This window comes from Agathobaculum sp. LCP25S3_E8 (genome assembly GCF_052117165.1).
GTDB lineage: Bacteria > Bacillota > Clostridia > Oscillospirales > Butyricicoccaceae > Agathobaculum.
Map to the genome: position 1 here is coordinate 1 of NZ_JBQKJR010000071.1, position 15,248 is coordinate 15,248.

Consider the following 15,248-nt stretch of genomic DNA (forward strand, 5'->3'; position numbering starts at 1 on the left):
CAATGAGGAAAACCTTCCTCCGCTGCGCAAGCGCGCACGGTGGGCGCAAAATCCGGCGCAGGTTGCCTAATTGAATTCGTTGGGTGTGCGGTTTTCTTGACTATTCCACTTCTTCCAGCGAAATACTTATCTCTTTTTCGTGAAGAAAATCGATGATGCGGTATTTCCGTTCCTCTCGTCCATCCTGAAGCCTTTGACACAGCAGAGTCAGCTGCGTACAGTCGGAGCAAAAGCCCAGCCCCAAAATGTGCATATGCCTGTCCTCTTTGGCGCCCAGTTCCACCCCGCGCAAAACCGTTATACCGTATCGCGGCCCAGCCTGACATGCCTCTTCTACACCGGCGACCGTGTCATGGTCGGTAAGCGCCACGACGCCGATTCCGGCTTGCTTGGCTTGTTGCACCAGACAGGATGGGGAATACTGACCGTCGGAGGCCGTGGAGTGGGTATGAAGGTCAACCATCTGTACCATCGTTTACACCTCGTTCTGAGGTTTGACCGCCACAATGCGGATGACCGGCGGATCGTCATTGCCATAGGGTGCAAAGCCGGTTTGCTCTTTGGCATATTCCACACGGAAACCTCGTTTTTCCAGTGCTCCCACCAGATCATCTCGAACAATGAAGCGGCGGTAGTGATTGTCATAAAAGAATGCGTTACGCTCGACTGCCTTGCCCTTGCCGTATAAAGGATCATTGACGCTGCGCACCTCAATAAAAAACTTTCCACCCTGTTTCAGCGCACGGAACATGGTTTGCAGCAGCATAGCCTCCTGCTTTTGGTTGATGGCGTGGATGGTAAAACGGCTGTAGGCATAGTCGTAGCTCTCCGATTGATAGGTGTCACTTGCAATAAAATCGCTGCACAGGAAACGTGCGTTTTTTACGGGCTGTTGATTGAGCTGGTCAATGGCAGAGCGCGACAGATCAATTCCCACCACCTGTAGTCCTTGTTTTGCAAAGAACAGCGCATCCCGCCCGTTACCGCAGCCTAAATCAACCAGCGTCTTGCCAGGCTCCACCAATGTGGCAACATACTGTGCAAAAGGTGAAGGCTCCGTTGAGCAAATGCGATTGTGATAATATTGGTTCCAGTACGCGGTATTATCAATGGGATTCTCGACGATGTTGGGATAAAAAACGCGTTCGATGTTCTCGACTAGCTCCAAAGGCGTGCAGTCCCCGTCGTTTTGAAGGATGAGATCCGGATGACTGGGTTCATCAAATGGTAAATCCACACCCACTACATTCTTGCCTATGGTATACAGGCCCTTCTGGTTGCGCTGAATAAGCGTTTCTTTTCTAACCCGAATATAAATTTCTTTATAGTTGGGAATATTGGCCCGGTTCCAGCAGCGCACAGAGTCAAACATAGCTATGGAGCAGCACACCACATCGATGCCCTGCTCGGAAAGCAGTTTGCATACGCGGAAAATGCGCCCTGCCCAGCGCAAACGTTCTTCCTGAGTATATCCCACATCCTCGCCGAAGGCCACACGGATTTCGTCGCCATCCAGATAAACCGCATTGGATTTTGTTGCTTTTAAACGGCGGTAAAACAGGCCGCCGATCGTGGTTTTACCCGCACCTGATAGGCCGGTAAAAAAGTAAACCGTTCCCTTGTTTTCCATTACCGCTCCTCCTTAGTGATACTCAGGCTGCTCCAGCAGAGCCGGATTGAGCTTCAGTTTTTTCATCAGGCGCAGCGGCTGACCGTCGGCGTTGACAAATTGGGGCGTCTGCATCAGCATGCCGCTCACCCGCATGCGATTTTTGGCATAGCGCTCCAAATATCTCTGCGCGATGCGATCGCTTTGTTCTGAAGACCGTACAACTTTACCATCACAAATAACCGCAAAATTGTTTTCTGTGGCATCCTTGTACGACTGATAAATAGCTTGATCCAAATGATGAAAGCCTTTCAACTTTTCGTTTATCAGGGTCATATCCACTGGTTCGCCATGATAATAGTGGAAGTCATAACCATATGTTTCATATATATCTCGCATGAAATATTCCAGCAGAAAACGGTCGTCATCATTCACATATTCATCATAAGTGCGGTAAATGGCGGCCGGATCAAAGCCCAGATCGTTGCCCGGCAGGGATTCTGGATTTAACCCGCTTTGCCCGGAGCAGTAGGTCATGCTTTCGGTATAGGGGATGTCCAGAAATTCCGCCAAGGCGGTGAAGGTGGCCTTGGGGTTGAGTTTGCCGTCCTCGAAACGCACCAGTACGCTATCCCGGAAAAGGCGATCCCACTGATCGATCATGAAAGTGCGGTTGAGCAGACGTTCGGTAAACACGTCTGTGATGACGTGCTTTTTGCCCTCTTCCTCTGTTCTTTTGCTCATAAAACGTACGGTAGCGCCATAGCTGGTTGTAGGACGCCGGATCGGCGTGAATGTCTTGATGTATTTGAATTGGCGGAACAGGGGAGAATGGGAGATCTTTTGATAAATATCCGACGTGAGGACCGCCTGATTTTTCGGCTGGTCATAGTCTATGCGGCAGAGGACATTGGAAAAGTGAGGCTGGAACAACAGCGCCGGAACGATGCGGGAATTGCCGCGGATATCGCCGCTGACGGTATCGGAATTTAAGAAAAGCGTCACCAGACAGTCTTTATCCGTCGGACTGGGGATCTGCGCCAGCTCTCGCACGATATAAGAGGAGCTTTTAAGGGAAACGTCCTTTGCCTGCTCGCGTTGCTGATGAATCAGTTCTTCCATTTTATCAAACATGACGGATTCATACGCAAGAAGATTGGGGTGACCGTAGAGAATTTCGTTGAAAAAGTCGCCGCCGTTATGGGTGGAAAGCTGGGTGTGCCAGATCAGCCGATGGACCTCGCGGATTCCAATCGGCTTGACGGGGAACCGGCTGTAATCGATGCCGAAGCGAGTTTGAAAGTCGATGGGATATTGGCTGATTTTTTCCTCCATCAGAAAGACAAACTTTTTGTCTTTCAATAGTCCGGAAAAATCCAAACATTGGAGATATGCGCAAAATTGCATCCAATCGGTATAGTGCAGGTAGATGTGATTCTCCCGGCCTACCCATTCGCTTTTGCGCACGTTGTCATATAAATATTCCAGCTGATATTGAGAATAAACATCCTTGGCAAGGATGGGGTTTTCCAAATCTTGAAAGAAATATCGGTCAATCACCGGATTGTCAAAGTTTACATACTCGCCAAAGCGGTTTTCGACCTTGAAATAGGGGATATAGCCCTTGTCATCAAAGGGGAAAAACAGAATGGGCAGCGCATCCAAAGCCGGAAAATCCTTTTGAAACAGGTAGGAATAGCGGCCCAGCGCGCGGCAGTTACGTTCATAGAGCTTTTTCTGTTTCTGCACATTGGGCAGATAGAATGCCTGCATCATCAGATTCATCAGCTCTGCCTGAAACAGTCCTCGATTGTATAGGGATACAAAGGTTGTAAAGGAGATTTTATAGTCTCCCTCGGCAAAAAAGATATAAGAGGCGGCTTCCAGTTCTTCCTGCGGTTCCAGTTCTTCCGCTTTCTCAAGTGCCAGGAAGTAGGCTTGCATCGCCGCTTCCTTTTTGTTCAGCTGCACCAGCTTTCGGGCCAGCAAGAGGGTTTTTGTCATGACATGTTCTCCTTATTTCACCATATAGAAGGGGGGCCGGGCAGAAACCCAGCCCCCACATACATCGGGTGTTTTTGAATCTGTGTGGAACCGCTATGCTTACTGCAGCAGCTGCAGAACGCCCTGCGGAACCTGATTGGCCTGCGCCAGCATTGCCTGTGCAGACTGAACGAGGATGTTGTTCTTGGTGTAAGCCATCATCTCATCAGCAACGTCGGTGTCGCGGATGGTGGACTCAGCATCCTGAATATTCTCCGTCATGACGGACAGGTTGTTGATGGTGTGATCCAGACGGTTCTGGGTAGCGCCCAGCGTACCGCGGACAGAGGATACAGTGTTGATCGCATTCTTGATGGTGTCAACCGCAGCCTGTGCGCCATCCTGTGTGCTGATATTCAGGCCCGCAATGCCGAGGGAATCAGCGTGCATATCCTGAATGTCAACGGTGAGCTGGTTGAAATCATCGCTCGTGCCACCGATCTGGAGAGTCAGGCCCTTACCGACAATCGGTTCGCCCTTGGTGGTATCCACGGTAGACACGCCAATATAGCTGGCCAGCTTATCCATGGTGGTCATATCGGTGGAATCCTTAGCGGACTGGAGCTGCTGCAGGCTGATCTTGCCGGTGTTGGCAACATGACCAACCGAGAAGGTCGTGTTATCCTTGGCGGCTACGGTCAGTGCGCTTGCGATTTCTTCCTCGGTAGCGTTAGCGTCCACCTTTACCGCACCGGCAACGTCAGCAAATGCGCTGTCATCGCCAACAGCGATGGTATAGGTCTGGTCGCCCAGTGTGATCTTGCTGCCGTCGGTGAGCTTGCCGGACAGGTCGAGCACGGTGTTGGCCAGCTGATTCGGCGTAACCAGATCGTTGACCACAATATTGACCGAGCCGACGTTGATCGAGCCGCTGGTACCATTATCATAAGCGTCTGCGCCGGCAACCCAAGCGGTAGAGGCTGCAACACCAGCCAATGTGCCAGTGCCGGCGGCGCCCTTGGTATATGCAACGTTGGTGACCTTGGCGGTATTGGCGCCCTTCTCTACGCTGGTGAACGTGAGCGTGTTCGTAGCACTGCCAACAGTGAAGTAGTCACTGAGCTTATAGGTCTTACCGTCCACACTTGCAGTAGCAGCTTGGAGCGCAGTTTTGATGGTGCCAATAGTAGCGTTCTGAGCCAGACTTGCAGCCTTAAAGGTCAAGCTCTTGCCGTCCGTCAGCTGAATAGTGACTTCCATGGCAGCGTCGCTGGTAGCAGCACCGCCTGCAGTATAGGCGCCGGTGGTGTAAACGCCGGAAGTAGCGGCAACCGTGCTTCCCTTCACACCCGTGAAACTTACGTCATAGTGCGCGTTGATAGCCTTATCGGGTACAGCATCAGCGGTGAATTCCAGTTTGGAACCGTTTGCCTTGGCGGTATAAGAAGTACCATCCAGAGTAACCTGCTTGCCGTCGAGCAGTTCAGCGAGATCGGCGGCTTCCAGCTTGTCGCCGTTCTTATATCCAGCAGTATTGAAAGCACCCGCAGCAATCGAAGCCGTTTGACCGCCGATGGTAAGCGTAAAGGTGTCGGTAGTTGCAGATTTTACGACATGGCTCAGGCCGTCCAGCTCAACCGAGAAGGAGGGCAGCTGGCCTGCATCGGCATTGGTCTCCAGCATGGTGTTGGTGCCAGCGACGCCGGCTGTGCTGGCCGCAGCCTCGGGCAGCAGCAGACCCTTGATATCGGTAGCGCTCAGGGCATTGTAGCTGGCCTTTACGGTGCCGGACGACATGGTGCCATCGAGCAGGTTGATGCCGTTGAAGTTTGCGGAATCGGCGATGCGGTCGATTTCCTCCAGCAGCTGGTCAACTTCCTTCTGCAGGTTAGCGCGGTCGGTGTCGTTGTCGTAAGTGCCGTTTGCGGACTGGTTGGCCAGCTCGACCATACGGTTGAGCATATCATGTACTTCGGTCAACGCACCTTCAGCGGTCTGCACCAGGGAGATGCCGTCTTTCGCGTTCTTCTGCGCGGTTTCCAGACCGGTAATCTGAGCACGCATCTTCTCGGAAATGGCAAGGCCGGCAGCGTCATCGCCTGCGCGGTTAATATTGTAACCGGAAGACAGCTTCTCCAGGTTCTTGGAGAGCGCGCTGGTGTTGGTGGAGTAGTTGCGGTAGGCGTTCATCGCCATTATGTTGTGTTGAATACGCATATTAGGTTCCTCCTAAATCTGATTAATGTGACAGGGCCATCCTATTGCCCCAGCACAGGTCGTGGAGCGCCATCCGATTTTCGGGCAACCGGCCGGACTGTCCGCAAATGATTGGCGCATGAACTCTATTTCAACCGACCCGTCGGCCGGATGAAAACAAAATTATGTTGGATTCTCGTGGACCGCCCGCAAATACGGGCTTCGGGCGCGCCGCCGTGAAATACAGCGGGTTGCCGTCTTTTGTTCCCATTGATTGCGTCGGAAACGCTGATCGCATCGGAAGATAGGACTCTTTCGATCCGATCAACGCCTCCGCGCTGCAATCAGCTGGGCATACACCGGTGTCCCGGCCGGTATAAGGGTTCTTTGAGAAGGTCAGGCGGAAACGCGTCGACCTTGGTTTGCGTAATACTGTGCAAGACCCTGATTTCGCAGGTTTTCTGCGGCATTGTTGGCACGCATTAGCACAGCGCCGCAGGAAGGACATCGCCAGCGACGTGCATCTGGGGCAAGCGCATCGTTGACTGCACCACAAAAATGGCATGTTTTAGCGGAGGGGAAGTATTTTTCCACCACGATATATGGCTTGCCCATACGTTCCAGCTTGTATTGCAGGTATGCACGGAATTGCCCATAGCCCGCATCCATTACGTTGCCGAGTTGGAGTGTCTGCGACATCTTTACCAGATCGGTATCTTTCACACACACGGCGTCCCAGGCGTTGGCTATCCGCCGGCTTTCCTTGTGAATGAAATCTTTTCGCTGGTTTGCGATGTGCTCATACAGGCACTGGAGTCTGTGAAGCTGCTGCTCGTAGTTTTTTGAGCCGCGCTGCATTTGTGCAAGTCGCTTTTGCATCCGCCCGAGCTTGTCTTGCGAGCGCTGTATCCAGTGCGGTGCATCAGCGGCGTGTCCGTTACTGTCTATGTAAAAATGGGATAGGGAAAAATTCAGTCCCAACGTGGTTTCCAATGTCGGTTGTACCGCTTTGGGTGGTTTTACTACATACTCAAATGTCAGTGAGCAGAAATACTTGCCGGACGGGCTTTTGCTGACCGTCGCGGTTTTGAGTTTCCACCAATGCAGCGGCTTGCGATATAATCTGGCTTCTACGATTCCGGCTTTGGGAAGTCGGATACCGTTGTCCGCCAAATAGATGCTTGCGCCTTTTCCAGACGGATAGTATTGGCAATAGATGGTTGTGTTGCGGATAATAATTCCGACTTGACTCTGTGCCATCGGGTGCTGCACCTCCTTGTTTCATGCTTATTTCAGCAAGTTCAAGTCGCTTAAGCTGCGCGCGCGCGGCCTGTTGTACTTCCGGCAGCGATTCCAACTCATCTAAAATTGTTCGAAGCTGTTGCACCGCGTCCGCGCGTGTTGCGGCTGCCTTCCGTTGGGCGGCAAGACGCCGTACATGCTTGGCGCGCTTGCGCGTCTCCTGCCTATCGAAATATTCCCCTACGCTTTCCGGTCGGGGGGCGCCGGTTCGCTCACGCACTTCTCCACGAACGATAGGCAGTTCTCTGGGCGCTTGAATTGCCAGCCGAAATTGGGAACCTGAACGCTGGAATACCTGAATGACCACGTTTTCCCCGATGGTAATGTATTCTCCCGATTTGATTTGCAAAGAAAGCACGGTGTACTCCTCTCCGTAATCCAATATCTGTAAAATTGTTCCTAAAAGTATACTTTTTGTAACAGACTGCGGGGTTAAACCGTCGAAAATATGCGCAAAAAAAGAGATTCCCGATAAAATGGGAATCTCTCTTTTTATATGTATCATGATAGTTAAAGTGGGCATGCTTCGCGAGTGCATGTCAAAAACGTTGCCGAATGGCGGCATTGTAGAAAATGCGACTGTATGCAAAAAATAAAGCCTGGTGTTGATAAACACCAGGCTTTGTAAAATTCAAATTTTCATGCGGCTCAGCTATTCTATGACTTGGAGCGCGATGCCTGCTGCACGGAATGAACAATCACAGCGTCCGCAAGCGTATCTGGAGCGGTTCACAGAAGCGAGGAGAAAAATTTTTTCTTTAACTACAGCGGCCGCATATTTCACAGGCGGAGGGGGTGACGGCGCAGCCACCCAGCGCGGTTTCTCGCAGCTCGATGGGAATGCGCCGTCCAACGGCATACATGGTTGCCAGCATTTCATCAAATGGAATGAGCTGGTGAACTCCGCTGAGTGAAAGTTCAGCAGCTATCAGTGCGTTGGCAACACCGGCGGCGTTTCTGTTCTGACAGGGATATTCCACCAGACCGCCAACAGGATCACAGACCAGTCCCAACATGTTCATCAGAACCGTGGAGCCCGCGTCCAAACTTTGTTCCGGTGTGCCGCCCATCAACTCGACAGTCGCAGAAGCTGCCATTGCAGCCGCAACACCGATTTCAGCCTGACAGCCACCTACAGCACCGGCGACGGTTGCATTACGCATGGCTAAATAGCCGATGGCACCTGCGTTAAACAGCGCGTCAATAAGGCGAGCATCAGAAATTTTGTAGCAATCCTGCAGTGCCAATAATAAACCGGGCACCACACCGGCTGAGCCAGCGGTGGGAGCAGCTACGATGAGGCCCATGGATGCATTGACCTCCAGTACCGCTACCGCGTATGTCATGGCTTTGACCAGAACATCGCCGCAGATTGCCTTGCCCTTGGCTGCATGAGCGGATAACTTTTTAGCTTCGCCGCCAATCAGGCCGCCCATGGACTTAGTTGGGTTTTTCAGCGGCTGCGTGGCGGAATTGCGCATAATCTCCAGTGCGCGCGCCATCCGGTGATCCACCATATCACGAGTTGTTTCACCCAAAATGCATTCCCGACGACGCATGATCTCAGAGATCAGGCATTGTTCCTGCTGGCACAACACCAGCAGTTCTTTGGCAGATTTGAAATCCATATATTTTCTCTCCCTACGGTTCTACAATCATTACGTCATGCACATGGGGGTTGTTGCGCAGCGGTTCGGCAATGCCCTCCGGAAATCGACCGTCCGATTCGACGATGGTATAGGCTGTATTGCCTTTGGATTCGCGGAACAGACGCATAAAAGCAATATTGACATTGCTGTCGCTGAGAACCTTGGTGATATGCGCAACGACACCGGGCTTGTCCTGCTGGACGACGATAACCGTGCTGTAATCGCCGGTAAAATCCACCGAGACACCGTTGATGCGGGAGATGCGTACCTTGCCTCCGCCCAGCGATTCCCCGCGCACAGTCATCGATTGCCCACGGGTGTTTTCCATGCGGATATCCACCGTATTCGGGTGTATGTCTGTCTCGGATTCGCACGGGGTGAAGCTGTAAGCGAGTCCGCGCTCTGCGGCAATCTGAAAAGAATTGCGGATGCGGATATCATCCGTATTAAAACCCATCATACCGCCCAACAGTGCGCGGTCGGTGCCATGACCGTGATAGGTTTTGGCAAAAGAACCATAAAGGGTAAAGTCCACTTTTTTAAGCGGTGGGGCAATCATTTTGTGCGCCAAAAAGGCGATGACGGCAGCTCCTGCTGTATGGGAGCTGGAGGGGCCGATCATGTTCGGCCCCAAAACATCGAAAACACTGACAAAGGACATGAATGTTCTCCTTACCTGATTGCAGGATAATCAGGATTTCGCGGGATTTTTGTTGATGAATTTCTGATAAATGGTATCAACGATGACGCCGATTGCATTATCGCCGGATACGTTGCAGGCTGTGCCGAAGGAGTCCTGGGTGATATACAGAGCAACCATAATTGCGCAGATCGGACCGCTGGGGTCGCCTGCTTCCGCACCGAAAATCATGTACAGGAAGGGAAGCGCGGTCATGATGGAGCCGCCGGGTGCGCCGGGGGAAGCAATCATGGCAATGCCAAGCGTCATGACAAAGGGGACTACGGTCGCAATGCTGATGGGGAGCTGATTCATCAGGCATACAGCGGTTGCACAGGCTGTGATGGTAATCATCGAACCGGCCATATGGATGTTGGCGCACAGCGGAACAACAAAATTACGAATTTCCTCGGAAACACCGTCTGCTTCTGCGCACTGGAGATTAACCGGGATGGTTGCGGCAGAGGACTGCGTACCAAGCGCTGTAGCATAACCGGGGATCTGGTTTTTGATAAGGGTGAAGGGATTTTTCTTGCTGACAGCACCTGCGATGGTGAATTGCACGACGATGCAGATAAGATGCATGATGATGACGACAAGGAATACCTTCCATAGGATGCCCAGAATAGCGAAAGTTTTACCGGATTTGGTCATATCGGTGAAAGTGCCGCAGATGTAGAGCGGCAGCAAGGGAATGATGACCGAATGAAGCACCTTGTCAATGATACCGGAGAAGTCGCTGATGCCGTTATACAGCGTATCTCCGATGGTTTTGCCGCGCAGCGAAGAGAGGCACAGGCCGAGCACAAAGGCCAGTACAACAGCGGACAGCGTGTCCAGCAGAGGAGGTATGCTTAGACTGAAATAGGTTTCCAGAGAATTCTCGGCTGTCGCAGCGATCTGCTCCAGCGCATCGGGACTCATAAAGCTGGGGAACAGATTATGCGCCACAAAATAGGAGGCCGAGCCTGCGAGCAGCGTGGAACCATAGGCGATAATTACGGTGATGAGCAGTAGTTTTCCCGCGCCGTTTTTCAGGTTGGCAATACCCATAGTAACGTAGGCGAGGATCATCAGCGGTATAACAAATGATAAGAAGGTACTAAAGATTTTGGATGCGGTTACCACGACACGACAGAACCATTCCGGCAGGAACTGGCCGAACAGGATACCGATGATGATGGCGATGATGAGTTTAGGGAGCAGGCCGAGTTTAAATTTTTTCTTGTCCATGAGCGAAACAACCTCCTAATAATTTTGCTTAAATTTCCCTTGCACCTTTGTTGATTTTAGTATATTCTGTTTATAAAGATAAGTCAAATTCATAAATTTAATCTTATCATTTAAAATTATTAATAATAAAATGATGCATAAAAAAGGGTGCGCATATTTATGGAATTACGCCAACTCAGCACGTTTATCCGGGTCGCTCAATTCAAAAGTTTTTCGAAAGCGGCAGAAAGTTTGGGATATTCGCAGTCCGCAGTGACGGTGCAGATCCATCAGTTGGAGGAGGAACTGCACACCCGGTTATTCGATCGGATGGGAAAGCGCATTGCGCTGACCGATCCGGGGATGCAGTTTCTGGAGCGTGCCTATGAGGTGCTCAATGAGGTGAACAAAGCACGGCTTTCCGTTTCAGATGCAGGCGAACTGCGCGGACGGCTGCATATCGGCACGATTGAATCCCTGTGCTTTTTCAAGCTGCCTGCTGTACTGAGATTGTATTGGGAAAAGCATCCGCAGGTTGTTATTCGCGTGACCACGGGAGAACCGGAGAATTTGATAGCGCAAATGGAGCGCGGCGAATTGGACATGATTTATATTTTGGATGAGCCGCAATATAATAATGATTGGCGTAAGCTGATGGAACAGCGTGAAAAAGTGGTATTTGTGGCGTCGGCCTCGCTTGGAGCTGAGCTGCGAGAAATTCCTGATTTGAAGGTGGAGCAGTTGCTGGACAAGCCGTTTTATCTGACGGAGCGCGATGCCAACTATCGACGTGTGCTCGACCGGTTTCTGGCATCACGTGAGACGATACTTACGCCGTTTCTGGAATGCAGCGATACCTCTTTTATCATCAAAATGCTGGAAATCAACCGAGGCATTTCGTTTTTGCCGTGGTATGCAGTGGAGCAGAGTGTACGACAGGGGAAATTGTCACTGCTGAACGTCACCAATTTTCATGCTTCGTTGTATCGTCAGATATTTTCCCATAAAGAAAAATGGCATACCCGTGAGATGAATGAATTTGTGCGTTTGGTGGAAGAGATTAACCGCTGAGTGAGGGCTGTGTCCCTCAACCGCTATCTGTGCGATATGACAACCGGGCAAGATAATATCAAGTGTTGCCCTGCAATCCGTGTTTTAAGAGCATCATTGCAGACTGCTCGTATCATCGTCTGTTGACTAGGGATTGTGATTAGAATTTGTCGCTACTTGAAAATAAATAGCACATTTGGTAAAATGAATAAAAAGCTGTAATGGGGGCTGCAGTTGTACCATGACAGACTGGTTTTCTGTTGAGGTTTTTGAGGATAGAGCTTCACGAAAATGCGTTGTTGAGCATGGATAGATTTCTTATATTAAACAGCAGTAAAACGAGATAAAAAAGATGGAGAACAAAATTTTTTCAACTGAAGTCATAAATCGTGAAAGACAGAACGAATTGGATTTTGCGAAAGCGATGATGCTCTTTTTTCTGGCTTTGATTCATTGTACCATTGCCTGTACGCCTGAACCTCAGCTTGCGTATGGAATACCGTATTTGTTTGATACCATCATCGGAGGTCCGTTCAGTGCACCGATGTATATGTTTGCCATGGGAATAGGAATGGCATATACAAGCCATAATTCTCCACATGATTTCTTTCGCAGGGGCATCAAAATAGAAATTTTCGGATGCATCTTGAATATCTGTCGTTTTTTGATTCCTTCTCTGGTGGGATATTGGATAACCAACGACTATAGTCAATATATAAGTCCGCTGCTATATCGCTTTTTCGGTAATGATATTATGCAATTTGCAGGCCTTGCGATTTTGGTTGTGGCGCTATTTATCAAATTACGTATGCCGGACTGGTTGATGCTGATCATATGCTTGGGCATGTCCCTAGCAGGCACATGCTGGAACGGTACGGATGTAGGAAATCCACTTGGTAATATTTTTCTTGGTTACATTATAGGAACGGAAGATGCCGCAGGTCGGGTGCTGTCTGATTTCCCGTTGATGAATTGGCTGATTATCCCGGTGAGCGGCTATATTTTCGGCAAAAAACTTTTGTATGTAAAAAACAAAGCAGGTTTTTACAGAATTTTTTCTTCTACAGGACTGCTGATTGTAATCGTTTACTTTCCAATCGGAATTATAAATGGATTTGGTATGTTTGGCGAAGGAGAAAATTGCTATTACCATTTGATTACCTTGGATGCCATTGCTTGTTTGGCTCTGACGATAGGGATGCTCGGCATTTATTTCGTGCTGGTCAAATACTTGCCGAAAAAAATAATGGCATGTGTGGGTGAAATCAGTCGAAACATCAATGTAATATATTGTGTTCATTGGGTAATTATTTCTATAAGTGTGAACGTCATTCTTTATATAATGCGCGGTACACAGACGCTACCGGTGCCGCTGACGTTGGCGCTTGGCACGGGTATCAGTGTTATTTCGATTGTGATTGCACATTTCTGGTCAAGCAAAAGGGAAAAGCAGATGTTTAGGGGGCATAAATGAAAAGGTACAAGTTAGGGAAAAAGGTAATGATTGGATTCCTTTTTCTGGCGGTTGTTTTGATATTGTGCATTTGCATCACATGTAGCCTCCAGTACCGAAAAGTGCGAATGGAAGAATACAACGATCTTGCGTTTTCCTATGCCCGAACGGCAGTGGAGTATATCGATGGGGATCGTGTGCTCACCTATGTGGAAACAGGAAAGAAAGATGATTACTATCAGCAGGTACAGGATTTCCTAAATGCTACGCAAAAGCAGACGGATATAAAGTATTATTATGTCTTTGTTCCCTATGAAGATGATTTGGTTTATGTATGGGATGCCGATAATCGGGAGGGCGCACGGGAGCTGGGCTATCATGAAGGTTATATGGTGGATGGCAAGGAAGCGGTAGAGAAGATTTACAGGCAAAATCCGCCGGAGGAAATCTCAATAAACCGGGATGAGGTATATGGCTATATTGCTTCGGCTTTTTCGCCGATCTTTAACAGTGCGGGAGAGCCGGTCGCGGTGGTTGGTGTGGATATCTCCATGCCGCAGATCCAAAAAGAGCTTTTCGGCTTCATTCTAATGATCGTTTTGAGCGTAGTAGGCGTCATTATTGTTTCGATCGCAGTATTTTATACTCTGGTGCGAAAAAGAGTGGTTGAGCCGATCAACCAATTGAACATTGCCGCCAAAGAAATGGTCGGCAATCTGGAGCAGGAAAGCAAATTTAATATTGAGATACATACAGGAGATGAGATCGAGGAACTTTCAGAAGCGTTCAAAAGTATGGATGCGGAGGTGCGGGAATATATCCATCAGCTATCCGAGGTTACAGCAGAAAAGGAACGCATTGGCACGGAACTGAATGTTGCAACGCATATTCAGTCCTCCATGTTGCCGTGCATATTTCCTGCCTTTCCGGACCGCAGCGAATTCGATATTTATGCAACCATGAATCCGGCAAAAGAAGTTGGCGGCGATTTTTACGATTTCTTTATGGTGGATGAGAAGCATCTTGCTATTGTCATGGCGGATGTGTCCGGCAAGGGCGTTCCGGCAGCGCTATTCATGGTAATCGGTAAAACCCTGATTAAAGATCACACCCAGCCGGGTCGGGATTTAGGAGAGGTATTTACAGAGGTAAACGATCTTCTGTGCGAATCCAATAGCGAAGGACTGTTTATTACTGCGTTTGAAGGTGTGCTTAACCTTGAGACAGGAGAGTTTGTCTTTGTCAACGCAGGGCATGAACCTCCGTTTATTTGTAAAAAAGGCGGCAAATTTGAGCCATATGCAATTCAGGCAGGATTTGTTCTGGCTGGCTTGGAGGGGATAAAGTACCAATCAGGCAGCATGCAGTTGGCGCCGGGAGATAAAGTTTTTCAATATACAGATGGCGTCACAGAGGCGATGAACAAAGACAATGAACTGTATGGAATGAAGCGCTTGACCGATGCCCTTTGTAGAAATGTGGATTGCTCTCCGACGGAACTGCTTGCGGCGGTAAAGTTGGATATTGATGAATTTGTCAGCGGTTCACCACAATTTGACGATATTACAATGCTGTGCTTAGAATATAAAGAGCAGATGAAGGCGTAAAAGATGACAGGCGATCATGGATGCGCTTTTAGTCATCTGTGTCTCCGGTGGAGTTCACTCGAAAGAGGGAGTGGTGAGATACAGCTGAAATATGGAACTAGGCTGCTTGTAATCATTTTCACAAACCCATTGACATACAGGATGAAGAGGAGTATAATAGTCCAAAATTCATATTTAAACCGTTGAAGCGGAGATAACGGCAATGATGCCTTTACAGAGAGCCTGTGGTGCTGAGAGTCAGGTGAGAAACAAGTTGTCAAATGGACCGCTGAGGGCGCAGTCAAATGTGCTTTGCACAGAGTATTCTGCGACGTTGCAGGCAGACGTCATTTGCCGGGGATATGTTGGTATCCTGCTAAGCGCACGGGCATGCCGTGAATCAAGGTGGCACCGCGGATTGAAGTGCTCCCCAAAAGTTGGACAAAAGTTATGCGGCAAAGCCATTTTGAATTCTGTATTGGACAGGACTTAACCCATTCAATTTTTCTTTGATTCGGTTATGGTTATA

At 49.5% G+C, this 15,248-nt stretch carries 12 protein-coding genes and 1 pseudogene; 3 read left to right on the forward strand and 10 right to left on the reverse strand.

The window, feature by feature from the left end; translation table 11 throughout:
* Positions 1-100 precede the first annotated feature (100 nt).
* The 9 genes and pseudogenes from ACTQ34_RS15940 to ACTQ34_RS15980 form a co-directional block, all read right to left on the reverse strand.
* Positions 101-472, reverse strand: coding sequence for a PHP domain-containing protein (locus ACTQ34_RS15940; protein ID WP_441364651.1), 372 nt, complete (start codon positions 470-472; stop codon positions 101-103).
* Positions 473-475: 3 nt separating this feature from the next.
* Complete coding sequence (locus tag ACTQ34_RS15945; RefSeq protein ID WP_441364652.1) at positions 476-1,630, reverse strand: adenylyl-sulfate kinase; 1,155 nt, start codon at positions 1,628-1,630, stop codon at positions 476-478.
* Positions 1,631-1,642: 12 nt separating this feature from the next.
* A complete protein-coding gene (locus ACTQ34_RS15950; RefSeq protein WP_441364653.1) occupies positions 1,643-3,613 on the reverse strand; it encodes a hypothetical protein in 1,971 nt (656 codons plus the stop codon).
* Positions 3,614-3,712: 99 nt separating this feature from the next.
* Positions 3,713-5,809, reverse strand: coding sequence for a flagellin N-terminal helical domain-containing protein (locus ACTQ34_RS15955; RefSeq protein WP_441364654.1), 2,097 nt, complete (start codon positions 5,807-5,809; stop codon positions 3,713-3,715).
* A 375-nt stretch (positions 5,810-6,184) separates the two neighbouring features.
* Positions 6,185-7,048 carry an RNA-guided endonuclease InsQ/TnpB family protein gene (locus tag ACTQ34_RS15960; protein WP_441364655.1) on the reverse strand — a complete coding sequence of 288 codons (864 nt, stop codon included), beginning with the start codon at positions 7,046-7,048 and terminating at the stop codon, positions 6,185-6,187.
* Positions 7,049-7,310: 262 nt separating this feature from the next.
* A pseudogene (locus tag ACTQ34_RS15965) lies at positions 7,311-7,655 on the reverse strand (carbon storage regulator); the annotation flags it as partial.
* Positions 7,656-7,848: 193 nt separating this feature from the next.
* Entirely contained in the window at positions 7,849-8,718 is an 870-nt protein-coding gene (gene sdaAA, locus ACTQ34_RS15970) for an L-serine ammonia-lyase, iron-sulfur-dependent, subunit alpha (RefSeq protein ID WP_441364656.1), read from the reverse strand.
* Positions 8,719-8,731: 13 nt separating this feature from the next.
* A complete protein-coding gene (sdaAB, locus tag ACTQ34_RS15975) occupies positions 8,732-9,400 on the reverse strand; it encodes an L-serine ammonia-lyase, iron-sulfur-dependent subunit beta (protein ID WP_441364657.1) in 669 nt (222 codons plus the stop codon).
* Between the two features lie 30 nt (positions 9,401-9,430).
* Positions 9,431-10,651, reverse strand: coding sequence for a dicarboxylate/amino acid:cation symporter (locus ACTQ34_RS15980; RefSeq protein WP_441364658.1), 1,221 nt, complete (start codon positions 10,649-10,651; stop codon positions 9,431-9,433).
* Between the two features lie 159 nt (positions 10,652-10,810).
* On the opposite strand from ACTQ34_RS15980, the gene ACTQ34_RS15985 reads away from it, so the two are divergent.
* The 3 genes from ACTQ34_RS15985 to ACTQ34_RS15995 all read left to right on the forward strand — a co-directional run bounded on the left by ACTQ34_RS15985 (position 10,811) and on the right by ACTQ34_RS15995 (position 14,740).
* A complete protein-coding gene (locus tag ACTQ34_RS15985) occupies positions 10,811-11,701 on the forward strand; it encodes a LysR family transcriptional regulator (RefSeq protein ID WP_441364659.1) in 891 nt (296 codons plus the stop codon).
* A gap of 331 nt (positions 11,702-12,032) precedes the next feature.
* Positions 12,033-13,154, forward strand: coding sequence for a hypothetical protein (locus tag ACTQ34_RS15990; RefSeq protein WP_441364660.1), 1,122 nt, complete (start codon positions 12,033-12,035; stop codon positions 13,152-13,154).
* Between the two features lie 107 nt (positions 13,155-13,261).
* Positions 13,262-14,740, forward strand: coding sequence for a SpoIIE family protein phosphatase (locus ACTQ34_RS15995; RefSeq protein WP_441364661.1), 1,479 nt, complete (start codon positions 13,262-13,264; stop codon positions 14,738-14,740).
* A gap of 427 nt (positions 14,741-15,167) precedes the next feature.
* Here ACTQ34_RS15995 and ACTQ34_RS16000 read toward each other — a convergent pair.
* Positions 15,168-15,248: IS3 family transposase (locus ACTQ34_RS16000; RefSeq protein WP_441364662.1), on the reverse strand; the 81-nt coding region annotated here is incomplete at its 5' end.

Excerpts from the sequence above, each read along its gene's own strand:
- ACTQ34_RS15940 (WP_441364651.1), bottom strand. The coding sequence starts at position 472 with ATGGTACAGATGGTTGACCTTCATACCCACTCCACGGCCTCCGACGGT.
- ACTQ34_RS15945 (WP_441364652.1), bottom strand. The coding sequence starts at position 1,630 with ATGGAAAACAAGGGAACGGTTTACTTTTTTACCGGCCTATCAGGTGCG.
- ACTQ34_RS15950 (WP_441364653.1), bottom strand. The coding sequence starts at position 3,613 with ATGACAAAAACCCTCTTGCTGGCCCGAAAGCTGGTGCAGCTGAACAAA.
- ACTQ34_RS15955 (WP_441364654.1), bottom strand. The coding sequence starts at position 5,809 with ATGCGTATTCAACACAACATAATGGCGATGAACGCCTACCGCAACTAC.
- ACTQ34_RS15960 (WP_441364655.1), bottom strand. The coding sequence starts at position 7,048 with ATGGCACAGAGTCAAGTCGGAATTATTATCCGCAACACAACCATCTAT.
- sdaAA (WP_441364656.1), bottom strand. The coding sequence starts at position 8,718 with ATGGATTTCAAATCTGCCAAAGAACTGCTGGTGTTGTGCCAGCAGGAA.
- sdaAB (WP_441364657.1), bottom strand. The coding sequence starts at position 9,400 with ATGTCCTTTGTCAGTGTTTTCGATGTTTTGGGGCCGAACATGATCGGC.
- ACTQ34_RS15980 (WP_441364658.1), bottom strand. The coding sequence starts at position 10,651 with ATGGACAAGAAAAAATTTAAACTCGGCCTGCTCCCTAAACTCATCATC.
- ACTQ34_RS15985 (WP_441364659.1), top strand. The coding sequence starts at position 10,811 with ATGGAATTACGCCAACTCAGCACGTTTATCCGGGTCGCTCAATTCAAA.
- ACTQ34_RS15990 (WP_441364660.1), top strand. The coding sequence starts at position 12,033 with ATGGAGAACAAAATTTTTTCAACTGAAGTCATAAATCGTGAAAGACAG.
- ACTQ34_RS15995 (WP_441364661.1), top strand. The coding sequence starts at position 13,262 with ATGGAAGAATACAACGATCTTGCGTTTTCCTATGCCCGAACGGCAGTG.